The sequence below is a fragment of the Vibrio sp. CK2-1 genome (genome assembly GCF_021726515.1).
GTDB lineage: Bacteria > Pseudomonadota > Gammaproteobacteria > Enterobacterales > Vibrionaceae > Vibrio.
The window spans coordinates 1,006,623-1,033,474 of record NZ_JAKKCJ010000001.1; the positions used below are offsets into that span (position 1 = coordinate 1,006,623).

Genomic DNA, 26,852 nt, shown 5'->3' on the forward strand with positions numbered 1-26,852 from the left:
CCATTAAGGTTTTTTTACAGTGATATTTATTTTCGAATTGCCATATCTTTGTTGGTCATTTTCACGCCCTTGATTTGTGCAAATACCTTTTGCCCGATCTCAAGCCGTAAATCTTCGTAGGCCCAAGCGGTGATATTGGCCCAAAGGTAATGTTCAACCTCACCTTCGCCTATCGCTAAACAAATTGAAACGGGCTGCGCAGGATCCGTCACGGGCGCGAGCTCTACGACTTTTGCAGGCAAGATATTTCGAATCGACGTGTCTGTCGATTCGGATAAGGTTAACGATATGTCGCTGGCATGAATACGAATTCTAACGGATTCATCGACACTGGCATCAATACCCGACATCCAAACACCGCAACTCGGCGCAATTTCTACATAGGTCAGCGCGTAACGTTGGTGATGTTGTTTGATGACTCCTTTAAATATAGTGCTCAGATCCGCTTCATCATGCCAAGGTTTAAAGGCACTTGATGCCCACATGGTCTCAATATCGCCAGAGCCTACTACTCTTCCTGAGTCCATTAATAGCATGTGATCGGCTAGGTGCAGAATTTCATCCAGACTATGCGTAACGTACAAGATTGGAATTTGAATCTCTTGCGCTAGAGACTCTAAAAACGGCATGACTTCTTTTTTTCTCGGCAGATCTAAAGACGCTAATGGCTCATCCATCAGCAATACTTTTGGCTCTGACAACAAGGCTCTTGCGATCGCACAGCGTTGTTTCTCACCGCCAGACAAATCGGCCGGATAACGATCTAATAATTCAGATAAGCCTAGTAGATCAACCACTTGATTAAAGTTACCCGGTAACCTTTCTTTACCAATAAACTGGCCTTTACTGAATAAAGCTTTATTTTTCACACCATAGAGTAAGTTGCCTTTCACTTTATAGTGTGGGAATAACCGAGACTCTTGAAATACATAGCCTATATCTCGCTTTTCAACCGCAAGATTAATACCTTGTTGGGAATCAAACAGCACTCGTTGATTGATTCTTATCGAGCCAGAGTCGGGATTTTTTAATCCACTCACGGCATTGATGATACTGGTTTTTCCTGCGCCTGAACGGCCAAAAATCGCGGTAATGCCAGAGCTCGGTATCTGAGCTTGAATATCTAAATCGAAATCCGTGAAACGCTGCTTAAAGTTTAGATCAATCATGCTTGGCCTCCATGCTTGGAAGAACTGCTCTTGAAAGCGCTAGTCTTGGAAGCACTAGAAACGCCGAGTCTTTTCTGGGTTTTCTGAGTTAACCATTCAGAACAAAGCAAAGATAATAGTGCAATCACTATCGAAATCACGCAAAGACGTGCGGCTTCAAATTCCGCACCGGGCGTTTGGATAAAGTTATACATTGCCAATGGCAGAGTTTGCGTTTGATTGGGAATATTTGCCACAAAACTAATCGTTGCACCAAACTCCCCTAGACTACGGGCAAATGACAGCATGGCACCAGTGATTACGCCCGGTAAGACCAACGGCAAGGTGATTGTCATAAAGACTCGAAATGGCGATGCACCAAGCGTTCTCGCCGCTTGTTCGAGTTTTGGATCGACATTCATTAAGCTTAATCGAATCGAGCGTACCATTAACGGTAAGGCCACGACTGCCGATGCCAATGCTGCCCCTTTCCAGTTAAAACTAAACACTAGACCAAAGGTATCGAACAGCCATTCGCCAACAATGCCCTTTCTACCCATGGTTAGAAGGAGCATATAACCAATCACCACCGGAGGAAGCACTAAAGGCAGGTGAATTAAACTGTCTAGTAGCTTTTTACCCCAAAACTCTTTAGTCACAAGTAGCCAAGAAAAGAAAACCCCAACCGGCAGTAACCAAAGGACTGCGATTGAGGATACTTTTAAGCTAAGTAATAAGGCGCTAATTTCGTAATCAGACAAGATCACTGGTTATCCTTTTATTGATTCTGTTTTTATTCATTCTGATAAATGATTAGTTCACCGCGTTAAGGCTTATCGAGTTAGGGCTTATTAAATCAGGACTTAATGAGCCACAAGCGGAGTAAATCCGTATTTAATAAAAGTATCGCTCGCTTGCTGGCTTTTCAAAAAGTTGAAGAAAGCTTGGCTAGTGGCTTTGTCATTCAACGCAACCGCTGGATAAATGATCGGCGAATGGGTGCTTTCTGGGAACGTTTGAATAATCGAAACCTTTTTACTCATCAATGCATCGGTCTTATAAACCACGCCAAATGGTGCTTCACCACGCTCAACCAGTGACATGGTTAAACGGACATTACTGCTTGGTGCTGTTTTAGAAGATAGTTCCGACCAAAGTCCCATGTTTTCAAGGCTTTCTTTGGCATACATGCCCGCTGGAACGCTTTGAGGCTCACCTACCGCTAAACGATTCTCACCCAATAATTTAGGTAATTCTTTAAATGTCCCCGCATTGACTTGTGCATTTTTCACCTCGTCAGAACCAATCAAAACTAGGCTATTGCCCACAAGATCCGTAACCTGATCTTTGGTCGTCATGCCCTTATCTTCAAGGTAAGTCATCCATTTCGGGTTGGCTGAAATAAACACATCGGCTGGTGCGCCTTGCTCAATTTGACGCGCTAAAGTAGACGAGCCAGCAAATACTGGCACCAAGGTATCACCAGTTTCAGCTTGGTACTTTTGCCCTAATTCTTTCATGACATCTGTCATTGATGATGCCGCATAAACATTAATGTCAGCCGCCAACACTTGAAGTGATGAGCACAAAGCCGATAAGCCTAACGTACAAAGTAGCCATTTTTTTATAACGGGCTTTTTCGTAAATGGCTTTTTAGTGAATGATTTTTTCATGGCAGTCTCTACGTTGTGTTACTTCATTATGGCTTAAAATCTCAACATCACTTTATCTAGAAAATAGTTCTGGCCAAAGTAAGGCTAGATTTAAATCTTGCTCAATACTATCGGCTAAACGATCCAGCGATTTGATTTGCTGTTGCTCACGGCTATTAATTTGTTGCAAGTCACTCACCCCAGCCCATTCAAGAATATGTTCAAAGGCTTGTGGCGAATCAAAGATACCGTGGCAATAAGTTCCAAAGATCATACCATCATCCGATAAGGCACCATCATATTTTTTGTCATGTGAGACTGTGTTTATTGATATAGGTTGTTGTAAATCAACAAGTGTCTCACCTGCATGAATTTCATAGCCAATGATGCTGGCCACTTTTCCTGCAACTAAAGATAGTGTGCCTGTTACTTGAGTTAATGATTTATGCGGTTTTAGTTCTGTTGTTAACTCTAAATAGCCTAGTCCATCTGCAATTCCTGCTGGGCCTTCAATACCATCAGGATCGGCGATGGTTTTACCCAACATTTGATAACCGCCACAAATACCGATCAATTTACCGCCGTATCGTAGATGCTTTTCAATATCTTTATGCCAACCTTGCTGCTGCAAAAAGGCCAGATCGGCACGTACAGATTTACTTCCCGGTAGAATCACCAAATCAGCACCCGTCAGGCTTTGCCCTTGATAACGAAATTGAAAATCGATCTCCGGATGATGTTTAAACATATCGAAATCGGTGTGGTTACTCATACGAGGAAAAACTGGCACAAATACTGTGAGTTTGGTTTGTTCATTTTTGGTTTGTTGACTATCAACCGCGTCTTCAGCATCCAACTCTAAACCATGCAAATACGGCAATACGCCGATCACTGGCTTACCTGTTTTTTGTTCGAGCCAGTCTAATCCAGGGTTTAATAGCTCAATATCGCCACGAAAACGGTTGATGACAAAACCCATCACTCGGTCTTGTTCTGATTGAGATAATAGCGCGAGCGTGCCATACAAATGCGCAAATACCCCACCACGATCAATATCCGCCACAATGATCACCGGTACATCGGCTTCTTCTGCAAAGCCCATGTTAGCGATATCATTTTCTCGCAGGTTAATTTCTGCAGGACTACCCGCGCCTTCAATTAACACACAATCAAACTTCTGGTTCAGTTGTTCGAAAGAATCCAGCACATAAGGCATGGTGTAGTTTTTATAAGAAATATTGCCCAAAGTGGCTTCTGTCGGCAGCGCTTTACCTTGTACGATAATCTGCGCTTTCATATCGGTATTAGGTTTTAAGAGAATTGGATTCATGTGGACACTAGGCTCAACGCCACAGGCAAAGGCTTGCAATGCTTGAGCTCGACCAATCTCACCGCCATCTTTGGTCACTGCGCTATTGAGCGCCATATTTTGAGATTTAAACGGCGCGACCGAAACACCTTTGCGCATTAACACTCTGCATAACCCAGCCACCAGCACACTTTTGCCGGCATCGGAAGTTGTGCCCTGCACCATTAACGCTTGAATTGGTTCTAACATAGTCAACTCGCCAGTGATTAAGATTGATAAAGTTCGAGAGGCAGACCGTCAGGATCTTTAAAGAAGGTAAATTGTTTACCGGTAAGTTCATCAACTCGGATCGGTTCACACCCCACATTATGAGATTCAAGGTAGGCAATACATTGCTCGATATCATCCACTGAAAAAGCTAAATGACGCAAGCCACAGGCTTCTGGTCGGTCGACACGCTCTGGTGGACTAGGAAAAGAAAACAATTCTATTTGAGTTGTAGGAGAAACTTGCAAATCTAACTTATATGAATCACGCGCTTCACGATAAGTTTCTTGTACGATCTTAAATTGCAGAATCTCTGAATAGAAATGTTTAGACTTACCATAATCTGAGCAGATAATCGCAACATGATCAATTTGATTAAACATTTTATTTCCTTGTAGATAACACAAATAGAAAAAAGCCTCCAACGCTGGAGGCTTTAACAATTATAAGCAAGACGAGTTTTCTATAACACGAATTATTTGCTCGAATCTAATTTAGATTTAGGTTGAACAAACTCACGGCTAACATCGACAATCGCTACGTCACGGAAGAAACTACGACCAAGTAACAGGCCGAAGTCCATGTGCGTACGATCCGCTAATGTAAATGGCGTTTTCACTTTTAGGTCACCGACTTTGATCCAACCTTCAACCACATAACGCTCAAACGTTTCATCAGAGCTTGATTGGCGAATAGATTTCGTTGATACCACTGGTAACTCTAATTCTTTTGATTCTTTACCTTCATGAGCAAGCTTGAACTTCACCCATTTTTTGCCGTCACGTTCAAAAGCAACGATATCAATAGCACTTACTGAAGATGTTGTAGCACCGGTATCGACACGTGCAACTACATTGACATCTAAACCTTCAATATGAACCCACTCTTTTTGGCCCAAGATTAATTTGCCATCAGCGCTTTTTTCACCAGCAGAAACCGTTACAGGTGCTTTTGGTTGCTGTGGTTTTACCGTAGGCATTGGCTTAGGTTTCACATTTGGGTGTTTCTCCATAGGCGAAAGCTCTGACTCTGGTTTTTCTGCAGGCTGAGTCGTTGCCGCCTCTTCCGGTTGAGTCGTTTCAGCTTTACTAGTATCTGATTTATCTGCTGGTTGTTCAGGGGTTGTCGAACAACCAACCATAACAACAGACATTAGCGCGGGAAGAAAAAAGCCCCATTTTTTCATGTTCAATAACCTTTTATTTTTGTACGTATGGCCTATTGAGCCAGAGTGTTTATCGCATCTGCTACATATTGTATGTCTTTTTCTTGCAAACCTGCAATATTAATACGGCCATCACCGACGCCATAAATTCCATACTCTTCACGCAATTGCGTCATTTGTTCAGGCGAAAAGCCTAACACAGTGAACATACCTTTGTGTGACTTTATAAACTCAAATTGATCATTTTTATGACTATTCAGCAATTCCTGACACAGCGCTTGCCTTAAACCAACTAAACGTTGCTGCATCTCAACCAATTCCGCTTTCCATTGCTGCGTTAAGTGCTCACTTTGCAATACGGTTTTCACTAATGCCGCGCCATGATCTGGCGGCATAGTATAAGTAGAACGGGCTAGCGTCAGTAGTTTACCTTTGGCATTACTGGCTTCTTGTAAGTTTTTACCAATAACAATCGCCGCGCCAGTTCTTTCACGATATAAGCCAAAGTTTTTCGAGCAAGATGTGGTAATCAGCATTTCTTCTACATTATTAGCCATGTGTTGTAAGCCAACAATGTCTTGCTCTAAACCATCACCAAAACCTTGATAGGCAATATCCACAAACGGTGTGAAACCATTTTTCTGGGCCAGTTCTGTAATCACTTTCCAATCATCAGTGCTGATGTCTGCGCCCGTTGGGTTATGACAACAACCATGCAATAGAACCACATCTTTAGGGCCCGCTTGAGCAAGTTCTTCAAGCATTTTAGCTGAATCAACTTGACGCGTTTCAGGGTTGAAGTAATGGTAGAAGCGCACTTTCAAACCCGCCGCTTCCATAACCGGACGGTGATTGACATAACTTGGGTTACTGATCCACACCGTGGTTTCTGGCTCTGCAATTTTCAATAAATCACCCAGCATTCTCAATGCACCACTTGCACCTGGAGTTTGAATCGCCGAAACACGAGAATAAGCCGAAGTATCTTTAAGCAGTAAATCAACCATACATTGATTGAATTCTTCACAGCCGGCTAAGCCAACATACGCTTTGGTCGTTTGTTCTTGAGCTTGTTGAGTTTGAGCCTGTTTGATAGCCGCCATAATTGGAGTTTGGCCTTGGCTATTTTTATAAACACCAATACCTAGATCGACTTTTTCTGGACGAGGATCGTTACGGTATGCCACAGATAGTGACAATATAGGATCTTGCTGCGAAGCGGTTAGATGAGAAAGCATGAATACACAACCCTGTGCTGATCAATTAATAAAAATTTAAATTACCACCCACGCAAAAAAAAATCGACGAGATTTTAAAGTTCTCGTCGATATTCTAATCGTGGTATCACTTAAACACTAAGAAGTGCTTATTTTTCCGTCAAATAATGCACAACCTGATTACTACTGCCTCGCCATTGCAAGCTAGGATCGGCCAGTTCTTTTTCAAACTTACCATCCACCAGCACATCAACATAGTTCACGACTTCTTTTTGTGATTCTGTTAAATCTGCCAAGATATACCCTGTCCACATCCAAATATCTTTCTCTGGGCATTCAAGCTTCACTCGCTTAACCAGCTTTAATACCACCGATAAATTCTGTGGATGCAGAGGATCGCCGCCAGATAGCGACAATCCACGGCGAAATATTCGAGTATCTTGCAAGTCACGAATAATCGCATCTTCATTTTCTTGGGTAAACGTCACTCCAGAGCTCAACGACCAAGTACTTTGGTTATAACAGCCTTTGCATTGATGCACGCAACCAGAGACAAACAAGGTACAGCGTGTTCCTGGGCCATTAATCACATCGACTGGGTAATATTGAGAAATATTCATATCAGCTCTGTTTTCTTGCTATAGCTTATAAATGCTTAACGCGGCGTTTCACTTCTTCTTGCTTACCATCATTAAACGGTCTTGCATCTGGACTACCTAAATAACCACATACGCGACGCGTTACTGACACTTTGCTTGAATCGTGATTGCCACACTTAGGACAAGTAAAACCTTTGCTAGTACATTCAAACTCACCGGTATAACCACATTCATAACACTCATCAATTGGAGTATTGGTGCCGTAGTAAGGCACGCGGCTATAGCTGTAATCCCAAACATTCTCTAACGCTTCAACGTTATGCTGCATATTAGGGAACTCACCGTAACAAATAAAACCACCGCTTGAAATTTCAGGATATGGCATCTCAAAATCAATTTTATCGTAAGGCGTTGCTTTCTTTTGTACATCTAGGTGGAAACTGTTGGTGTAGTACCCTTTATCAGTCACACCTTCAATCACACCAAATTGCTTAGCATCTAAGCGGCAGAAACGATTACATAGGTTTTCACTTGGCGTGCCATATAAGCTAAATGCGTAGCCTGTTTCTTTTGTCCAAGCTTCAACATGTTGCTTCATAAAATCGATGATCTTAAGTGCTTTTAAGCGTAGCTTCTCATCATCGTAAACATGATTCTCGGTACCAAATAATGCGGCAACCGTTTCATGCACACCGATATAACCTAATGAAATTGATGCACGACCATTTTTGAATATTTCAGCAATATTGTCGTCGGCATTTAAACGTACACCACATGCCCCTTCCATATAAAGGATAGGCGCAACACGTGCTTTAACATTCTCTAAGCGATGAATACGAGTATCTAATGCGCGTCGAGCCAGTTGCAGCTTGGTCTTCAAAATGTCATAAAAACGCGCTTCATCACCTTGCGCTTCAATCGCAATACGTGGCAAGTTCAGGCTAACAACACCTAGGTTGTTACGACCATCGTGGATCAACTCACCATTTTCTTCATAAGTATTTAAGAAGCTGCGGCAACCCATCGGCGTTTTGAATGAACCCGTCACTTCGACGACTTTGTCGTAGTTAAGAATATCTGGGTACATACGCTTAGTCGCACACTCAAGCGCTAGCTGTTTAATATCGTAGTTTGGATCGCTTGGTTTATGGTTTAAGCCATCACGAATCGCAAATACCAATTTCGGGAATACCGCTGTTTTACGATTTTTACCAAGGCCGGCAATGCGGTTACGTAAAATCGATTGTTGAATCAGTTTGCTAGCCCACGACTGCCCTAAGCCGAAACCAAAGGTAACAAAAGGAGTTTGCCCGTTTGCGGTATGCAGCGTGTTTACTTCATATTCCAAAGACTGGAATGCGTCATAACATTCTTTTTCAGTTTGAGTGCGAGCAAATTCTTGTGGATTAGGAATATCCCACTCTTGCGCTAACTTCAGTTGCTTTTGATGACTGGCAAGCACGTAAGGCTCAAGGATCTCATCGATACGGTTGATCGTAGTGCCGCCATAAATGTGGCTAGCAACTTGCGCGATGATTTGCGCGGTAACCGCCGTGGCAGTAGAGATTGATTTCGGAGTATCTATTTCAGCATTACCCATTTTAAAGCCGCGCGTTAACATACCTTCTAGGTCAATCAACATGCAGTTAAACATTGGGAAAAATGGCGCGTAGTCTAGGTCGTGATAATGAATGTCACCAGATTCGTGAGCATGAACGATATCGCGTGGCAAAATGTGTTGTTTCGCATAATGTTTAGCCACGATACCGGCCAGTAAATCACGCTGAGTTGGGATCACTTTGCCATCTTTATTGGCATTTTCATTGAGCAAGTCTGTGTTGTTCTGCTCAATCAGCCCTTCAATTTCTTTATTCAGTGAACTGGTTTTTTCACGAGCAATATCTCTGTCATGGCGATACTCAATATAATGACGCGCGAGTGATTTGTATTCACCTTGCATCAAATAGTTTTCCACCATGGTTTGGATATCTTGAATATGAATACCATCAGGAAAATCAGCTTGAGTCTCAGTTAAACGTTGCTCAACACAGCCCGCTAATTGCTCTGCATATCCCTTTAATTGATCGTCAGCTTTATCTGCCGCACTTAGTACCGCCGCAACGATTCTGTCTTGCTGAAACAAGGCTTGTGAGCCATCCCTTTTTATAACAATTAACTGACTCATCCTAACCTTGCCCCTTAAAAATATTCATGATATAGACAAAAATAAAGCGTGAAACACAATATGTTGTGCCATTATCGATTTTATCGACCGCTCGATCTTGATCTTAATCAAATGATCTTGGAGGAGTATTAAAGATATTTTTTGCAAGTCTTTTTGCTCACAAAATGAAAAATAATCTGTGTAATAAACGTACCTATTTGCTTTGCTATGTTAAATTTTAGGCTTACCGTGAAACAGTTATTATCAACTTGTAAGAGACGATCTAGAAATGAAAATACAATGGAAATGGTTCGCTTATCTTTGGCTTTTGAATCTAGTCTCTCTACCTATTTCAGCTGCCTCATTAAAAGGCAGCACTCTTAATATCGCTACATGGAATATAGAATGGCTCACCACCAACCCAAGTCATTCAATCAAAGAAAGTAAAAGAGACTCGCAAGATTTTAGTGTACTCAGCGGTAAGTTTCGCCAAATCTCACCCGATATTCTTGCCTTTCAAGAAGTAGACTCCATCGAGGCCATTCAAAAAGTGGTTGGTGATGACTATCAGATCTATTTATCCGATCGCGCCAAACCGCAATATGCCAACCTACAGTTTAATGATCTCAACCAATACACTGGCTTTGCGGTATCTAAAAAGTGGCTTAAAGAAAACCAAGCAACGATTATCGATCCAAAGGATATTTCACTACTTCCCAATTCTAAACTGCGCTTTGCCACCTACATTGTATTAAAGCAGCCTAACCAAGCGGATATGCATTTATTGTCGGTACATTTAAAAAGTGGCTGCCCTACCAAGAAAAAGCGTTCTCGTTCATGCCGACAGCTATCTGAGCAAGCAGACCAGCTAAATCAATGGTTAACAACCCGAGTGAGCAATCAGGACAGTTTCATTGTGATGGGCGATTTTAACCACAACCTCTCTTATAAAGGCGATTGGATGTGGCAGCAGTTAACCAATGGATTGAACAACCAAGCAAAACTGGCAACGCAGACGACACCTGCGATCTGCCAAGTGAAATCAAACCGTAACCCGAATAAGTTGTATCGCTACCCTAGTTTGATTGACCACATTATTGTCAGCCAAGCAAACCACCCGCAAGGCACACAGCAGGTAGTGTTTACGGAACAAGAAGCGTTGAATTATCATTTAAGCGATCATTGTCCGGTGGTGAGTAAAATTCAAAGGTAGTTATAAGGGGATTCGAGTCTCGGGCACTTCGTTTCTCGTAGCTCGTGACTCGATCTGTGCTTTGGGTTTTCAAGAAACGATCAGCCAGTCATCCTGAAAAGCGACGTAGGAGCGCAATTCAGGATCTCCAGCCGCACTTGGTGTCTCAATAGGTTCTATAAAATTCCAACATAGGATGCTTTTCCCGTAACACGAAGCACAGCGTTCACGCCTCTCGTCCCAAAGTAGTTAAAACTAAAGCTTCATCGGTTTAATTTTATCTACATGCTTAATGTCGCTACCATTCCACACCATTTCTGTATGAGAGCATTGAATCACATCTTGCACCACATAAGGGGTCGATAATGCCCAACAAACTCCATTTTCCGAGCGGACAGAATTGTATTTAATACCGGTGGTTTCAGCCCTATTCAGATAGACTTCTAAGCCAAATTTTTGAGCGGTTAGATAATTATCGGGATCGTATATTGAGTCTGACATGGGCTTGTCGGTGATATCGACACAACTTGAATCATCAAAGGTAAACTTTAAGGTTCTGAAAATAATGCGGTCATACTTTAGACCTGTCACATTACGCCAGTACTTTGCTTGGTGGAATTGAACTTCTCGTGTGGCGGTTTTTTCATCATCAGCGATATAAAGCATGCCGTGTTGGCCATTGGCAAAGCGTGAGCCATCTCGGTTGATATGGGTAAAGGCTGCGATGGCATAACTACGCCCTCTTTTGCAATGAAATGGGATTTCCTTTTGATCTAAAAGCGACATATCCCCAACCTCATTAGCAAGACGTGGGTTGGTTAATGCTTGAAGTTCATACAATGCTGCAAATTCATCCTCATTCGCGACATCATCAAAAAGATTAATCGTAGGGTATTTAGATGGGATAAGACGAAACCCTTGCACAACAGAAGCCACGCCTACCCCCATAACCCTGAGCGTAAGGAATCGATACGGCAAAACACCTCATAAATATGCGCAAACTTACCATCACGAATAATCGAAAGTGGTGATCTTCCATTGAAATATGGATTATGGTTTTCTAGCGCCATAAAGCCTTTCACGTTTTCTGGGTTATCAAACACGATTCGTAGACTGGCATGCATGTTGACGATGTAACTTAACCGTTCCAGTTGATCACTATCCAAAGAAACGCTTTCAGGATTAGCCTTATACTTGTGATAAGTCGACGGCGCTATGCGCATGATCTTTTGCTTATCTTTGGTCGTACAACCCCAGCCATCCATGATTTGCTCAGCAGCCTTAAAACCTGCCGTAGCCATCGCTTTGGTGCTCGATTTTTTTTCGATTAGTTGAGTATCCATTTTGCCTCCTACAACAAATTGAACACTCTCATTGTAGATTAATTAACACGAAACATCTACAGAGAGGCAAGAGACTGCCTAACCAAAGTATCATCTAGTTACGCGATTTAACCCCACCAACTTTAGCCAGCGCCGTCGGGTAGCTTCTTTGTTCAGCTAATGTGCAGGCTTTATCTATAACTTGTTCAATGGTGAGTTGTGAGGAAATGTTTTGTTTAGTGAGATGAAGTTCATCATAAAACCCACATTCACGCATTTGCTGCTCGATTTGCTGTGCGGCCTCTAATGCTGACGAAGCCTTAACGATTTCCATGCGAGCGTAATTATCACCAGCAAAAGAAACACTGGCCGCGCGTAACGTAATGTCGGTTCCGGGAATTTGTTGTGCGCCAAATAACGGTTTACCGCCTAAAGTGGCACTGGCGAAACTAGGGATAAATTGCGCCATGTGTTTGATTGCTTTATTGGTACGAATGGTTTGCTGCTCTTCGCTCCAACCATGAATGATCTTATTAACAAGATATTCGGGCAATTTAGGCTGCGAGCTTTCATCGGTAGAATGTGCTACCCCGTCTTCAAACAAGGTGATGTCTTCCGTCATACCGTGCAATTGGAAATAACCATCTGGATACGGCGTTAACTGTGCCATGCCCTGCGGCGTGCCTCGTTCACCATGAAAGATCACTTCTGGCCATAGCGCACTACCTTCTGGCCAATGAGTCACATAAGCCGCTTTAAATTCCACTAAACGTGAACGTGGCGCTTTAACCCAATCATCCACCACGCCAGTTTGATAGCCAGACGCATTGATCAAGTAATCTACCGTTATAGGCTCAGGAGACTCCGTTGAGCTCTTATTATTGGATTTGTAATTGATATTCCATTGTTTGCCTTGCGACTCAACGCCAGTCACTTGAGTGTTAGTGTAGATTTGGCAGTTTGGCAGTTGGCTTAATGCAAGGTTCACGGTGGCTGATAAACGGAACACGCTAAGCCCATATTCTTGCACTAAAACCACAGGAAACTTTAAGGTATTGAGATCAACGCTTTTCGCAAATGGGATCATCCACTCATCTAGGCTTTGTTCGGTAACAGAATCGACTTCTGGCACCTCACACTGCGCTAGCGCTTGTAATTCTTGCTGTGAATACAATTTATAGTAGTGCTGCGGATCGCCCAGTACTTGGTTACTGCTGTCTTGTTCAACCAGTGATTGATAAGCCTGCTTGATCACTTGCAAACGAGGAAGTAGTTCTTCTGGTTGGCCTTTATCTTGGGTAGGAACCGCGATAACGGTCGGACGAACATTCATCGTATGTTTATACAGCTTAACCGTTTCAATCGACTCTTTGAGAAGTTGCACACATTGCTGCTGAGAGATCTCACGATACAAGTTACCACCAGCATGCAAATGACAAATAGGTGGACCATCGACAAGGCTTGGTCCTTGTTCAAAAATAGACACTTGAAGTCCAAGGTCAGCAAAGTGCAGCGCGGCCGTTGCCCCTGCAATACCACCACCAATAATACCAATATGTGGAGAAGCCATAGCTAATCAATTATTCCTACAACAAACGTCTTTATGCCAAATGAACTCGGCGAAAGAACTGAATATATTTGAGTTGAGTTTTTATCTAGTAATACCCTACCACTTTAGTCGGATATTTCGAATTAAATTTTAAACAGGTGCTACCAACTGGTTAAAAAATAGGAAATATCCTTATCATACAAGCAAATTGCTGGGCGATTTTTCCTACACCAGTTTGGTTCTAACTCTGCTAATTTTCTTCGCAAAAAAATATAAAAAATTGCTTGACCGATTCTATTCACTTTTGCCAAAAATCGATGTTGTGAATAACCAAAATCCGCTAAGCAAACCCAGTCGTGGCTTACAAGCAGATTGGTTATTTTTCACAATGGAGTTATCCCAATATTTATCCACCGTTTTTGTGGATAACTGCATTTTTTATTCATAGTACGTTTATTAGCTCGCTTTATTAACAGGTATAAGTAATTGCTTAATCAGTGTTTGTAACACCAGTGCCAAAGTTAAAAATGCGAGCAATGGAAGCGTTATCCACAAAACAAAATGCCAAGTAGGATCTAGCTCAAAGCCCCATTTCATCAAGCTCGCGACGCTAGACTCTGCGCCGAAACTGGCCACCAAGCCTGCAATCAAAGCCATGATGCCGTATTCATACCATACGGTTCTGCTAATGCGTTTTTTACTCGCTCCTAGCGTTCGGTATAAACGAATTTCATCTTGTCGCTGTGACAGGCTCAAACGCAGTAATGTGAATATCAACAGTAAACCGGCAATCACAGCTAATCCGGCCAATACAGTTATCGACCATACGATTTGCGTCAGCAGAACTTGAATTTTTCCAGCCATGGTTCGAATGTCCATTAAACTCACGGTTGGGAAGTCTCGTGCCATTTTATTTAAGAAAGCATCGGTTTGAGCTTTGTTGCCTTCTGGCGCTTTAAAACTTACAAGCCAAGTACCTGGAATATCTTTAAGCACATCTGGAGAGAAAATGAAGTAGAAGTTTGGCTTCATTTCACGCCAATGAACTTTACGAATAGTATTCACTTTAGCGGTAACGGTTTGACTACTGATCACAAAAGTTAAGGAATCACCAATTTTTAAGCCAAGATCATTAGCCACATCAGATTCAACAGAAACCGTACCAGACTCGCCCCATTCACCTTCTAATAAGTCGTTACGCTCTGGCAGGGTTTCCGCCCATGTGAAGTTCAATTCACGACGTAGCGAGTCACTCTTGTCTTCGCCTTCAGCATATTCTTTCGCTTCGACACCATTTATTTCACTTAAACGGCCACGAATGATTGGGTAAGCTTCTGAACGGTTTAACTCCTGATCATCAATTTCTTGTAGGTATTGATCTTTCTCATAAGAGGCAATATTGAGCGCAAACACATTCGGCGCATCTTGAGGTAGTGTTTGCTGCCAATCACTTAATAAATCGCTACGTACTAACCAAATAATCGCAATCAGCATTAATGACAAAGCCAACGCGCCAAATTGAATGCCACTAGCAACCGAAGAACGATTAATGCGGCTTAAGGCTAATTTCAATGCTGGTGATGCAGGTAGACGCTGTAGACCTTTAACCATAAATAGGCTGATTACACCAAGGATCACAAATAGCACTAGAATACTGGCTAACACTATCCAAACCAGCATGTTGCCGCCGTAAACCGACATCAACAAACCAAATGGCAATAAGATCAACAACCATGCTTTCTGAGGAATATTACCTTGGCTAGGTTGCATGACTGATGCAGCAGAAGTATTAAGCAATCCAATCAAAGGAATGCCTAACGCGGGAATGCCAATCGCTAAACACGTTCCAACTGATAACAAAAACGGCATCAAACCATAACTAGGTAAAGGATCCGGCAGAACGTCGGTTAATGGAATACGCAATACCATTTCAAGTAATACGCCAATCAGTGAACCTAGTACGATGCCAATGGCAAACAAGCTACCAATTTGCAGGCTTAACCAACGAATCAACCAAGGACGTTGTGCCCCTAGGCTTTTTAGCATGGCGATAGTTTGACGTCGGCTCGATACGTAATGCTGACAAGTTAATACTAGTGTTATCGCTGCCATTACGACCACAATCGCGACCGTTAACGATAAATACTGTTTGGTTTTATTAAATACTTCTGAAGTACGGCTTTGTGAATCTTCATCTACCCAGCGATCGCTTGGGGTTAACTCTATCGATTGTTTAATTTGAGAGATTTGCTGAGCATCACCGTTAATAAACAGACGAAAACTTACTCGACTGCCTAGTTGAACGGCACCGGTTTTTGCTACATCTGATTGGTGAATGTACACGCTCGGCATTTGCTGAAATGGATTAAAGGCAAGCCCCGGTTCTTGCAAAACTTCGCCTGTCACTTCAAAATCCGCATCGCCTATAGTGACACTGTCACCCACTTTAACTTGTAGCTGCTGCATGACTCTAGGCTCAAGCCACAATTGATTGGCTTGAACATGTGAGCTTTGTGTAGAATGGCTTTGTGGTGATTGGCTTTGGGTAGAATTGTTTGATAGCACCATTTCACCGCGTAAAGGATATTGGCTATTCACCGCTTTGACTGTCACCAATTGCATGCTGTTATCGCTAAATGCCATGGTGGCGAAACGTGTCAGCGTCGCCGTTTCAACTTGCTGCTGAGCAGTTTGCGCTAATAATCTTTCTGGTAAAGGATTTGATGAGCGAAATACCGTATCAGCCGTAAGCGCGTTCTTGCCTTGAGTTTCAATCACCTGATCCATGCGGTCAGCCAATGCGGCTAAACCAAACACACAAGCAATAATTAAGGTCAGCGCAATCGCAATTGGCCAAAGCTGACCTTGCTTGATTTCACGCCAACTCCACCTTAGCAATTCTCGGTTAGGCAATGATTTGGACGTTTGATTCATTCCCTTTCCTCCAACTCACCGGCTTGCATGTAAAAAGTTCTATCACAACGTTTGGCTAAATCATTATCGTGAGTTACTAAAACCAACGTCGTTTTATGCGCTTTGTTGAGCTCAAAAAGTTGCTCGATAATTTTCGCAGCCGTCACTTGATCTAAGTTTCCAGTCGGTTCATCAGCAAATAAAATACTTGGCTTGATCATAAAAGCGCGAGCCAAAGCCACACGTTGTTGCTCACCACCGGAAAGCTGACTTGGGGTATGAGTTAATCGATCTTTTAATCCGACTTCTGTTAATAACTGGGTTGCTCGTTCAATGTCCTCTTTCTCGCCTTTTAACAAGCAAGGTAAGGTAACGTTTTCTAGTGCGGTTAAGGTTGGAATAAGTAGGAAACTTTGAAATACAAAACCAATGGAATCACTACGCAGCGCGGCACGTTGCTCATCATCAAGTGTCGATAAAGGTTTGCCAAGCAAGCTCACCTCACCTTGAGTTGGCACATCTAGCCCTGCTAATAAGGTCATCAAAGTAGATTTACCTGCTCCCGAGGTTCCGACAATCGCAACACTTTCCCCAGCACGAATGGCTAGGTTAACCTGTTTTAATATGGTTAAATGTTCTTTCTCGGTAGAGACTGATTTAGACAAAGATTGGGCTTGGATGACTATCTTGTTCGAATCGTCAAATTTAGGTGATGTAGTCGTAGACGAAGTTTGATCTGCATTCAAGTCTACGCCGTCGCTCTCTGCTGCTTTTGTTATAGATGGATCTTTTAAAGGTGCATTTTTTATAGGTGATTGAGACATGATGAGATTGTTATCCTTACTATTAGTGCTGTGCTTTTCTTCCGTCACACAAGCTGCGGTAAAAACCACTATTTTAATCTTAGGCGATAGTTTAAGTGCTGGATATCAAATGCCGATTGAACAAAGTTGGCCATCACTACTACCTAAAGAATTACAACAAAAAGGCATTGAAGCAGAAGTAATAAACGGCAGTATTTCAGGAGATACTACTGGAAATGGCCTGCAACGCCTTCCTTCATTATTAAAACAACACCAACCAGATTGGGTATTGATTGAGCTCGGTGCCAACGATGGTCTACGAGGCTTTCCACCAGCGACCATTCAAAGAAATTTGAACCAATTGATAGAGCAAAGTAAACAAGCCGGAAGCCAAGTAGCACTTATGCAAATTATGGTGCCGCCGAATTACGGTAAACGTTACACTCAAGCTTTTGCTAATTTATACCCTGAGGTAGCCAAGCAGCAAGACATTCCGTTACTGCCGTTTTTTCTAGAAAATGTCATCATCAAACCGGAATGGATGATGAAAGATGGGCTGCATCCCAAAGCTGATGCTCAACCTTGGATCGCCCAGTTTATGGCGTCTCAGCTACAACCTATTCTATAAATCATTAATCCATTACTCTTTTTACTCATAAACCGATCACTAAAAAGCCAGCTTTAATCCAAGCTGGCTTTGCTGCTTTTATCGACAATCATTCATGATCTGAAACAATTTTTTCTTATTTAACCTTAAAAATTCACCTTTATACCCTTTCAGCTCAATATTTCACTTTCTTGATGACCTTATCCTAGTATTAATCAATCCATCATAAAATAAGATTACATAGGATAACGTATGGTCATTGAACCTATCATCAAGGGCGTGGTTGCCCGCAGTGCCCATCCTTACGGGTGTGAAGCATCCATCCAACAACAAATTAAATTCGCTAAAGCTGCAACACAAATTAAAGCAGGCCCTAAACGTGTTCTCATCTTAGGCGCATCATCAGGTTTTGGTTTAGCGGCTCGTATCGCTCTCGCTTTTGGCGGTAGTGATGCTGACACCATCGGCGTTTCATTTGAGCGTGGCCCTTCTGAAAAAGGCCTTGGCACAGCCGGTTGGTATAACAATGTGTTCTTTAAACAAGAAGCCGAAAAAGCGGGCCGTATTGCCGTTAATATTGTTGGTGATGCATTTGCAAAAGAAACTCGTGAACAAGTTATTGAAGCAATAGAGACTTACTTTGAAGGCGAAGTTGACCTAATTATTTACAGCTTAGCGACTGGCATTCGTCCAAATCCAGCGACCGGTGAAAATTGGGTATCAAGCATTAAACCAATTGGTGACAGCGTCACTGGCGCAACGGTACTACTTGAAAATGATGAGTGGACTGAAACCACCATTGAACCGGCTACTGAGCAAGAAATCGAATCGACCATTAAAGTAATGGGTGGCTCTGACTGGGAATCGTGGGTCGATACCCTTATCAATGCAGAATCGATTGCTGATGGCTGTAAAACTATCGCCTTTTCATACATTGGTTCAGAGGCTAACTACCCTATCTACCGTGACGGTACACTAGGTTGGGCTAAGGTAGATTTGCATCAAGCAAGCCACTCGTTAAACCTGAAACTCGCGAACTTCAACGGTTCTGCTCATGCCACGGTATGTAAAGCACTCGTCACTAAAGCAAGCGTGTTTATTCCAACTTTCACGCCTTATATCATTGCACTATACAAAGCGATGAAAGAAGACGGTAGCCACGAAACTTGTATTGAGCAAATGCAACGTCTGTTTAGCGATAAGCTTTATAACCAAGAACTGATACCTGTCGATGCGGAGCGTTTGATCCGTATGGATGATTGGGAAATGAAACCAAGCATTCAACAACGTGTCGCTGAGTTAATGACTCAAATGAACGCCACTAACTTTAAAGAGATTGGTGATTATCAAGGTTACAAACAAGAATTTATGCAGCTCAATGGTTTTGATATTAAAGATGTTGATTATCAACAAGATATCGACCTAGAAGCATTAACTGCATTACAGCCTTAATTTGTATGCAATAGACCCAAGTAATTTAAGTTTAAAGTTATTTCTGAGCCGCTAAACTCTGTAAGGGGAGTAATGGCTCAACGCCTCCTTTGCCGCACTACATACTTCGTCATGGTGCAAAGGAGGCTTTTTTTATATATAGATAGCCCCGAACCTCCATCTATTCCTCATTTAGTATATAATCCCGCCTCAGATTTACTTTATTAAAGCGATACCGGAACCCTATGGATACCTTGATCTTCAAACTAAAAAATATCGAAAAGCAAAACTACCGTGCTTACCAACAAATCAAAGGTCAGTATGATTTCACTGATTTCGATCTTTTTATCGATACCGTTCAAGGTGACCCACATGCTACCGCCTCTCGCTTACGTGCTCGCCGAGCGTGGTCTCTAACGGATTTACAGTGGTTATTGGAACAATCTGAAGACTACCAACGCGCCGCACGTGACTATATTGCTCGCTACTTTTCACAGCTTGCGCAGCCTGAAGCCTCTGTAGACATCGCCTTTAATGGCCAAAGCGTACTTGATCACACTGCCGTTGTGTTTGACCAAGAAGGTATTGAGCTACGTTTTCGCGTCAATCTACCTGCCGATGGTCGTCAAATCCTCGGTAAGAAAGCGATTAACATTTTAACTTTCCACCTGCCTAAATTTATCCGTCGCGCGACGATTGCGCGTGAAATAGATATGGATGCGTTGAAGCGCCATTGTGAAGTAGTCGAAGATCAAGTTGCCCTACGCAAGCAACTAGCAGAAAACAATCTAGTGGCTTTTGTTGCTGATGGCAGCGTGCTTCCTCGCGTATCTGGAGATTGCGATCTACCAATGAAAGAAGCGGTGACCTTTGCGGCGCCTGAATCTCTAGCCATTGAACTAAATACTCCTCATAAAGGCAAAATTCGCGGTTTAGGTATTCCAAAAGGCATCACGTTAATTGTCGGTGGCGGTTTCCACGGTAAATCAACCCTACTGACAGCGATTGAACGTTCTATCTACGATCATATTCCAACAGATGGTCGTGAATACATTGTCACGGATCCACAAGCGATGAAGATTCGCGCAGAAGATGGCCGTAGTGTTCACCATTTGAATTTATCTAACTACATCAACCATTTGCCGATGGGTAAAGACACGACTGATTTCTCCACTCAAGATGCTTCTGGCTCTACTTCTCAAGCGGCTTGGTTACAAGAATCTCTTGAAGCGGGTGCCACTACGCTGTTAATTGATGAAGATACCTCCGCGACTAACTTCATGATCCGTGATGAGCGCATGCAAGCATTGGTCAGTAAGGGCGATGAACCGATCACTCCATTAGTCGATCGAATTGGTCAATTGCGTGATGAGCAAGGCGTTTCTTCAATTATCGTAATGGGCGGCTCAGGCGATTACTTTGATGTGGCCGATACCGTGATTCAAATGCACGACTACCAAGCATTGGATGTAACGGTTAAGGCAAAAGAAGTGGTTAAACAGCACCCTAGCCAGCGACAACTCGAATCAGAAAGTGAACTTGTTCAGCACCCTGCTCGTGCCTTTAATAATACTTGCTTGACCAAAATCTTAGCGGAAGGAAAGTTTCGAATTCAAGGGAAAGGCACTCATACCTTACGTTTTGGTAAAGAGCACATTGATGTTTCTGCACTTGAGCAAATTGAATCGACAAGTGAGCTGAACGCGATTGGCTGGTTATGGTTCCAACTGTCTCAACAGCCGGGTTGGAGCAAAGATCCATCAAAGATCTTTAATAACGCCCTAAACCAAGATTGGTATCAAACGATGCCGAAAAATGGTGACCTAGCCAAACCAAGAACCTTAGATGTAATGGCTGTTTTAAACCGTTTACGTAAAGCGCAATTTAAAGCTTAATCTCATTGGGCTATCTAGAAACCTTTCTTTCTAGGTAGCCTAATATCATTCACTATATCGCCCATCACATTCAAAGTAATTCAATATGACGTCTGTAACCAATCTCAAGTATTTGCAAGGCTACCCTGATGCGGTGTTATCTCAGGTAAAAACACTGATTGAGCAAGGTAAGCTCGCCAAATGGGTTGAAAACAAATACCCACAAATGCACAACCTGAAAACCGAGAAAGCGTTATACGACTACACTATGGCGATAAAAAATCGTTATTTGAAAAAATCATCGCCCCTTTCCAAAGTGATTTACGATCCCAAAATCCATGTCGTCAACCATGCTCTAGGTTTACACACCTTTGTGTCTCGTAATCATGGTGGGAAATTAAAAGCAAAAAATGAAATTCGGATTGCCTCTATTTTCAAAGACGCACCAGAGCCGTTGCTTAGAATGTTAGTGGTTCATGAATTGGCACACATCAAAGAAAAAGAGCACAACAAAGCTTTCTATGCCCTTTGCTGTCATATGGAACCGGATTACCACCAGCTAGAATTCGATGCGAGATTGTTTTTGACTTATAAAGAGCTGGTTAGCTAATAAAAGAGCTTGTCAGCCAATAGCAGCGGAATAAAATTCACCGCTAAAACCCAGAACCAACATTAAAATAGAATGCGTTATCATCGTCGCTAAACGCAAAATCCATCCCGATATTCAAACCAAAGCGACGAGCAATTAAATAACGAAAACCTGCGCCATAAGCCACTTCAGTGTCATCGTATAAATCATAAGCCTCTTCTGCTACTGAACCCGCTCCAACAAAACCTTGCAACGACCAACGCGGAGTAACTTGCCACATAAGCTGAGTTTGTGCGGTCAGAACATAATCACCTTGATAACGATAACGAGAGATACCGCGCAAGTTAATATACGGGCGAGCCAATGGTGGCAGGTTTCTGTCTGCATTGGTTAAAGACTGATAATTACCCGCAACCCCGAGCGTCCAAGTTTTAGAAAGAGGAATAAAATACTTTCCATCTAAGGTTAAAGTATCGTACTCATAATCACTGCCTAAACCATCGCGATACCATAAATACTCAGCTTTAGCAGAACCGCCACTAGTAGGATAAAACAGGTTATTTCGAGAGTCATATTGCGCGATCAAACCAAGTGCGGAAGAGGTACTTTCATCACCTAATACACGTTGTAAAATATCATTTGCAACGTCTTCTTTCGCCCCTATTTTGGTATGAAACCAAAGCTGAGATACCCCTAGGTATAGATTGGTATCCGCAACTTTAAACTGCAATTTTTGCAGACCACCAAAGCCTTCTGTCTGGCTTTCAAAAGAAAGATCTTTATCTAAGGGGATTTGATCAAAATGATGATAAATATCCATGTTGACATTGATATAGCCGCCCGCTCCCAAATAACGAATGCGGTCATTTAGCCAAGTATGTCGATGACCCCCGCCCAAAAACCATGTGCCATTTTCAGTCGCCGCCCCACCTAGAATGGTAAAGTTAGGTGGAATAAGGTTCACACCACCATCTGCCGACTCTAGAGCGAGTTTTTTTCTTTTAGCACGTGCTTCTTTCGATTCATGTAAAAACATGCCCATAAAGCCACCACCGTAGCCAATAGCCGGCTCGGTAAGCACAATAGGAATTGGTAGAAATGCATAAGGGTTTTCTGCTATTGCCTCGCTCATATCAAACTGACCATCTAATGGATCAGTGAAAGAGGCGGCACTTACTGCTGGAGATATGATAAAAGAGGATGAAAAAAGTAAACATATCGCTAGCAGTGACTTAGAACGAGGCATCATATTTCCTTTGTTGTTCCATAAATTTAATACCTATTTACACACACAATCTTCCGTTGATTATATACGCAAATAGTTAGCTTGTTGCGATCATTTCAATTGATTGTGAGTCTCATTTTTACCTTGAATATAACTACCTAGGTGAATACTGCCTACTTTGTGTGATACTAACTCGATCACTGCCGCTAAATCGGTAGGAAATGTACGTATACCTGCCAAACTAGTCACCGGCACCCACTCCACCGATTGAATAAATTCTTCATCATTTAAACCGGCTAGATTGTCAGTGTGTGGTTGTCCTTCAAATTGTTCTATATGATAAAAAAATTCCGCGTTATAACGATTTGCCGTGGTTTCTAAAAACTCTCGCACACACAACAATTCACCTACCTGAACTTCAAGCCCTACCTCTTCCAAGCATTCCCGTTTAACACAATCTTTGGTGTGCAAATCACAAGCTTCTAAACCACCACCTGGCGGGATCCAATATTCACCAGTAAAGTCTTTCACTTTAATCAATAGAACATGCTCATCTTGAACAATGATGCCAGCAGCGCGAATGCGGTGTTTTGGCGGGTGACTACTCTTCTTCATCTTGGTGCCTCTCGTCCTAAATTTCATAAGCTGTAATGAAGATATCGAATACTCATTAGAAGGTATATTTTTATAGTCGTCACCAAAGCTAACTGTGACAGTGATCAATTCCGCACAAAACCATCGAAACGTTTCGATGATCTATTTCACAAAATATTGACCTATAGAATGCATTATCTAAAACAATCACTATTCTTTATCGAAACGTTTCGCTGATGCCGAATTATAAATCAAACTAGGTGTATCAATATGAAAAAAAGTGCCCTTCTCAATTCTGAACTTTCACATCTGGCAGCCACATTAGGGCATACCGATGAAATTACCATCTGCGATGCTGGGTTACCTATTCCGAACACAACTCGTCGTATTGATTTAGCACTGACACTTGGCATCCCGACATTTGCTCAAACTGTTGATGTGTTTTTAAAAGAATCACAAATTGAAGGTGTCATTTTGGCAGAAGAATTTAAACAATTCAGCCCAGAGCACCACAACGCCCTACTTCAACGAATTGAAGAAGAACAGCAAATAACAGGTAAAGAAATCAGCATTACTTACATCAGCCATGAAGCTTTTAAATCGAGGACTCATCAAAGTAAAGCCATCATTCGTACGGGTGAATGTACACCTTATGCGAATGTAATCTTTCTATCTGGTGTCACTTTTTAAGCGAGTTATGAATATGACAAAAGCTATTTTAGAGCTCAAACAAATAGAAAAAGCGTTCCCGGGCGTAAAAGCGTTAGATAAAGCGAGCCTTAATGTTTATCCCGGCCGCGTAATGGCTTTGATGGGCGAAAATGGAGCCGGTAAATCGACACTGATGAAAGTGTTAACAGGTATCTACTCGTTAGATAACGGCAGTATTCATTATCAAGGTCACCCCGTTGCATTCAAAGGGCCAAGAGATTCACAGCAAGCTGGAATTAGCATTATTCACCAAGAGCTTAATCTCATACCTGAGATCAGCATTGCTGAAAACATTTTCCTTGGCCGTGAGATGACCAATGCGTTTGGCCGCATCTTATGGAACCAAATGCACGAAAAAGCGGCTGAGCTACTTGCACGATTAAACGTAAAACGTAGCCCAAAAACCTTACTGGGCGATCTAAGCTTAGGCGAGCAACAAATGGTTGAAATCGCCAAAGCCTTATCGTTCGAATCAAAAGTGATCATCATGGATGAGCCAACCGATGCATTAACAGATAAGGAAACAGAATTTCTATTTAAAGTGATTAATGAGCTGCGCTCTCAAGGCTGTGGGATCGTTTATATCTCTCACCGTTTAAAAGAGATTTTTGAAATTTGTGACGATATTACCGTATTACGAGACGGAAAATTCATTGGGCAATGCGAAGTAAAAGATACCGATGAGGATTCACTGATTGAAATGATGGTAGGCCGAAAACTTGAAGAACAATACCCACGTATTGCTGTGCAATCTGATGAAACTCGTCTCTCCGTCAAAGGATTAACAGGCAAAGGTATTGAAAACATTAGTTTCGATCTCAAGCGCGGTGAAATCTTGGGGGTTTCTGGCTTAATGGGCGCAGGTCGGACAGAGCTCATGAAAATGCTCTATGGTGCCCTACCTTACCAGTCTGGAGACATCTTATTAGAGGGCAACAAAATTCATCCAACCTCACCTCAAGAAGGGCTGGCTTGTGGTATCGCTTATATCTCAGAGGATCGTAAAGGTGATGGTTTAGTACTAGGGCTTTCTGTCAAAGACAACATGACGCTTTCTGCCCTACAACACTTTAGTTCTGGCGCTCAAATTCAGCATAAAAGTGAAGTCATGGCAGTGGATGACTTTATTGATCTATTTAATATAAAAACGCCAAGCCGCGAACAAATTATCGGAAATCTATCCGGCGGAAACCAACAAAAAGTGGCGATTGCGAAAGGTTTGATGACTCGACCTAATGTTTTGATTTTGGACGAGCCTACTCGTGGCGTTGACGTTGGCGCCAAAAAAGAGATCTACCAGTTAATTAATAAATTTAAAGCCGAAGGGATGAGCATCATTCTTGTTTCTTCAGAAATGCCGGAAGTGCTTGGCATGAGTGACCGGATTTTAGTTATGCATGAAGGCAAAATCAGTGGCGAATTTGACGCCAAACAAGCTAACCAAGAATTACTACTGGCTTGTGCAGTCGGTAAAAACATCAGTAAGGACGTCGCATGAGCAGCAACACTATCAATAAACCCAATACACCAGAACAACCAAAAAAGCCTTTATTGAGCAAGGAATGGTTAATTGAGCAAAAATCGCTCATTGCCTTGATCTTTTTAATCGTGGTGGTTTCCTTTTTAAACCCTAACTTTTTCACCGTCGACAACATACTCAATATTCTGCGCCAAACCTCCGTTAGCGCCATTATTGCAGTGGGTATGACTTTGGTTATTTTAACGGCTGGTATCGATTTAAGTGTCGGTTCTGTTCTGGCTTTATGTGGCGCTTTCGCCGCCAGTTTAATTGCCATGGAAGTACCCGTATTAATTGCTGTTCCAACTGCCCTATTAGCGGGTGCTATTTTAGGTGGTATCAGTGGTGTCATTATCGCCAAGGGTAAAGTTCAAGCCTTTATTGCAACCTTAGTCACGATGACGCTTTTACGCGGTGTCACAATGGTTTATACCGATGGTCGCCCAATTTCAACTGGCTTTACGGATGTCGCAGATAACTTTGCTTGGTTTGGTACTGGTTACACACTAGGCATTCCTGTTCCTGTGTGGATCATGGTCTTTGTTTTTGCTGCCGCTTGGTATGTTTTAAACCACACTCGCTTTGGTCGATACGTTTACGCATTAGGTGGTAACGAATCGGCAACTCGCTTATCTGGCATTAATGTCGACCGAGTAAAAATTGGTGTCTACGCGATTTGTGGCCTACTTTCAGCTCTTGCGGGTTTGATCGTCACATCACGCTTATCTTCCGCCCAACCAACCGCTGGCATGGGGTATGAGCTCGATGCGATTGCTGCCGTTGTCGTAGGTGGTACCAGTTTAATGGGTGGCCGTGGCCGCATTATGGGCACCTTAATTGGCGCATTGATTATCGGTTTCTTAAACAACGCGTTAAACCTGCTTGATGTATCTTCTTATTACCAAATGATTGCCAAAGCAGTCGTGATTTTATTGGCCGTACTAGTTGATAATAAAAATAAGTAATTGATTGATAATAAACGTCATTACCGACACTAAGAGC

At 42.4% G+C, this 26,852-nt stretch carries 24 protein-coding genes; 8 read left to right on the top strand and 16 right to left on the bottom strand.

Translation table 11 applies throughout. From position 1 onward, the window contains the following. Positions 1–26 precede the first annotated feature (26 nt). From modC to nrdD, 9 genes are all read right to left on the bottom strand, one after another. On the bottom strand, positions 27–1,169 hold the full coding sequence (modC, locus tag L3V25_RS04470) for a molybdenum ABC transporter ATP-binding protein ModC (RefSeq protein ID WP_237294248.1): 1,143 nt from the start codon (positions 1,167–1,169) through the stop codon (positions 27–29). Further along, on the bottom strand, positions 1,166–1,912 hold the full coding sequence (gene modB / locus L3V25_RS04475) for a molybdate ABC transporter permease subunit (RefSeq protein ID WP_237294367.1): 747 nt from the start codon (positions 1,910–1,912) through the stop codon (positions 1,166–1,168). Before modB ends, modC begins: the two co-directional genes overlap by 4 nt. A gap of 99 nt (positions 1,913–2,011) precedes the next feature. Continuing rightward, entirely contained in the window at positions 2,012–2,821 is an 810-nt protein-coding gene (gene modA, locus L3V25_RS04480) for a molybdate ABC transporter substrate-binding protein (RefSeq protein ID WP_237294249.1), read from the bottom strand. Positions 2,822–2,873: 52 nt separating this feature from the next. Further along, positions 2,874–4,358 carry a cobyric acid synthase gene (locus tag L3V25_RS04485; RefSeq protein ID WP_237294250.1) on the bottom strand — a complete coding sequence of 495 codons (1,485 nt, stop codon included), beginning with the start codon at positions 4,356–4,358 and terminating at the stop codon, positions 2,874–2,876. Positions 4,359–4,375: 17 nt separating this feature from the next. Continuing rightward, positions 4,376–4,759, bottom strand: a complete 384-nt coding sequence (locus L3V25_RS04490; RefSeq protein WP_237294251.1) for a VOC family protein — start codon at positions 4,757–4,759, stop codon at positions 4,376–4,378. A gap of 92 nt (positions 4,760–4,851) precedes the next feature. Beyond that, a complete protein-coding gene (locus L3V25_RS04495; protein ID WP_237294252.1) occupies positions 4,852–5,562 on the bottom strand; it encodes an ATP-dependent zinc protease in 711 nt (236 codons plus the stop codon). Between the two features lie 32 nt (positions 5,563–5,594). Next, positions 5,595–6,779, bottom strand: a complete 1,185-nt coding sequence (locus tag L3V25_RS04500) for an amino acid aminotransferase (protein ID WP_237294253.1) — start codon at positions 6,777–6,779, stop codon at positions 5,595–5,597. 128 nt (positions 6,780–6,907) lie between these two features. Beyond that, on the bottom strand, positions 6,908–7,378 hold the full coding sequence (nrdG, locus tag L3V25_RS04505) for an anaerobic ribonucleoside-triphosphate reductase-activating protein (RefSeq protein ID WP_237294254.1): 471 nt from the start codon (positions 7,376–7,378) through the stop codon (positions 6,908–6,910). A 25-nt stretch (positions 7,379–7,403) separates the two neighbouring features. Continuing rightward, on the bottom strand, positions 7,404–9,542 hold the full coding sequence (gene nrdD, locus L3V25_RS04510; protein WP_237294255.1) for an anaerobic ribonucleoside-triphosphate reductase: 2,139 nt from the start codon (positions 9,540–9,542) through the stop codon (positions 7,404–7,406). Positions 9,543–9,810: 268 nt separating this feature from the next. On the opposite strand from nrdD, the gene L3V25_RS04515 reads away from it, so the two are divergent. Continuing rightward, positions 9,811–10,734 (top strand): endonuclease/exonuclease/phosphatase family protein, encoded by a 924-nt coding sequence (locus L3V25_RS04515; RefSeq protein ID WP_237294256.1) that lies wholly within the window; start codon positions 9,811–9,813, stop codon positions 10,732–10,734. 234 nt (positions 10,735–10,968) lie between these two features. Here the strand turns inward: L3V25_RS04515 and L3V25_RS04520 are convergent, their stop codons facing one another. The 5 genes from L3V25_RS04520 to L3V25_RS04540 all read right to left on the bottom strand — a co-directional run bounded on the left by L3V25_RS04520 (position 10,969) and on the right by L3V25_RS04540 (position 17,321). Beyond that, a complete protein-coding gene (locus L3V25_RS04520) occupies positions 10,969–11,649 on the bottom strand; it encodes an RES family NAD+ phosphorylase (RefSeq protein ID WP_237294257.1) in 681 nt (226 codons plus the stop codon). A gap of 2 nt (positions 11,650–11,651) precedes the next feature. After that, complete coding sequence (locus L3V25_RS04525; protein ID WP_237294258.1) at positions 11,652–12,056, bottom strand: MbcA/ParS/Xre antitoxin family protein; 405 nt, start codon at positions 12,054–12,056, stop codon at positions 11,652–11,654. A 94-nt stretch (positions 12,057–12,150) separates the two neighbouring features. After that, on the bottom strand, positions 12,151–13,605 hold the full coding sequence (locus L3V25_RS04530) for an FAD-dependent oxidoreductase (RefSeq protein WP_237294259.1): 1,455 nt from the start codon (positions 13,603–13,605) through the stop codon (positions 12,151–12,153). Positions 13,606–14,040: 435 nt separating this feature from the next. After that, positions 14,041–16,518, bottom strand: coding sequence for an ABC transporter permease (locus tag L3V25_RS04535; RefSeq protein ID WP_237294260.1), 2,478 nt, complete (start codon positions 16,516–16,518; stop codon positions 14,041–14,043). Beyond that, on the bottom strand, positions 16,515–17,321 hold the full coding sequence (locus L3V25_RS04540) for an ABC transporter ATP-binding protein (RefSeq protein WP_237294261.1): 807 nt from the start codon (positions 17,319–17,321) through the stop codon (positions 16,515–16,517). Before L3V25_RS04540 ends, L3V25_RS04535 begins: the two co-directional genes overlap by 4 nt. Between L3V25_RS04540 and tesA the strand changes: the two genes are divergently transcribed. The 4 genes from tesA to L3V25_RS04560 all read left to right on the top strand — a co-directional run bounded on the left by tesA (position 17,320) and on the right by L3V25_RS04560 (position 21,822). Beyond that, entirely contained in the window at positions 17,320–17,928 is a 609-nt protein-coding gene (tesA, locus tag L3V25_RS04545; RefSeq protein ID WP_237294262.1) for a multifunctional acyl-CoA thioesterase I/protease I/lysophospholipase L1, read from the top strand. The two genes, L3V25_RS04540 and tesA, sit on opposite strands and share 2 nt — an antisense overlap. Positions 17,929–18,159: 231 nt before the next feature. Beyond that, positions 18,160–19,359: an enoyl-ACP reductase FabV gene (gene fabV, locus L3V25_RS04550; protein WP_237294263.1), complete on the top strand. Its 1,200-nt coding sequence runs from the start codon at positions 18,160–18,162 to the stop codon at positions 19,357–19,359. Between the two features lie 224 nt (positions 19,360–19,583). Then, positions 19,584–21,233, top strand: coding sequence for an ABC-ATPase domain-containing protein (locus L3V25_RS04555; RefSeq protein WP_237294264.1), 1,650 nt, complete (start codon positions 19,584–19,586; stop codon positions 21,231–21,233). A gap of 85 nt (positions 21,234–21,318) precedes the next feature. Further along, positions 21,319–21,822, top strand: a complete 504-nt coding sequence (locus L3V25_RS04560; protein WP_237294265.1) for a M48 family metallopeptidase — start codon at positions 21,319–21,321, stop codon at positions 21,820–21,822. A 43-nt stretch (positions 21,823–21,865) separates the two neighbouring features. On the opposite strand, the gene L3V25_RS04565 is transcribed toward L3V25_RS04560, so the two are convergent. Together L3V25_RS04565 and L3V25_RS04570 are read right to left on the bottom strand one after the other, a co-directional pair. Then, positions 21,866–23,047, bottom strand: coding sequence for a BamA/TamA family outer membrane protein (locus L3V25_RS04565; RefSeq protein ID WP_237294266.1), 1,182 nt, complete (start codon positions 23,045–23,047; stop codon positions 21,866–21,868). Between the two features lie 90 nt (positions 23,048–23,137). Then, positions 23,138–23,641: an NUDIX domain-containing protein gene (locus L3V25_RS04570; RefSeq protein WP_237294267.1), complete on the bottom strand. Its 504-nt coding sequence runs from the start codon at positions 23,639–23,641 to the stop codon at positions 23,138–23,140. A gap of 249 nt (positions 23,642–23,890) precedes the next feature. On the opposite strand from L3V25_RS04570, the gene rbsD reads away from it, so the two are divergent. From rbsD to rbsC, 3 genes are read left to right on the top strand one after another with little or no spacing between them, the layout of a single operon-like run. Further along, positions 23,891–24,310, top strand: coding sequence for a D-ribose pyranase (gene rbsD / locus L3V25_RS04575; RefSeq protein ID WP_237294268.1), 420 nt, complete (start codon positions 23,891–23,893; stop codon positions 24,308–24,310). Positions 24,311–24,323: 13 nt separating this feature from the next. After that, positions 24,324–25,829 carry a ribose ABC transporter ATP-binding protein RbsA gene (gene rbsA / locus L3V25_RS04580; protein WP_237294269.1) on the top strand — a complete coding sequence of 502 codons (1,506 nt, stop codon included), beginning with the start codon at positions 24,324–24,326 and terminating at the stop codon, positions 25,827–25,829. Then, positions 25,826–26,815 (top strand): ribose ABC transporter permease, encoded by a 990-nt coding sequence (gene rbsC / locus L3V25_RS04585; RefSeq protein ID WP_027695841.1) that lies wholly within the window; start codon positions 25,826–25,828, stop codon positions 26,813–26,815. Before rbsA ends, rbsC begins: the two co-directional genes overlap by 4 nt. Positions 26,816–26,852 lie beyond the last annotated feature (37 nt).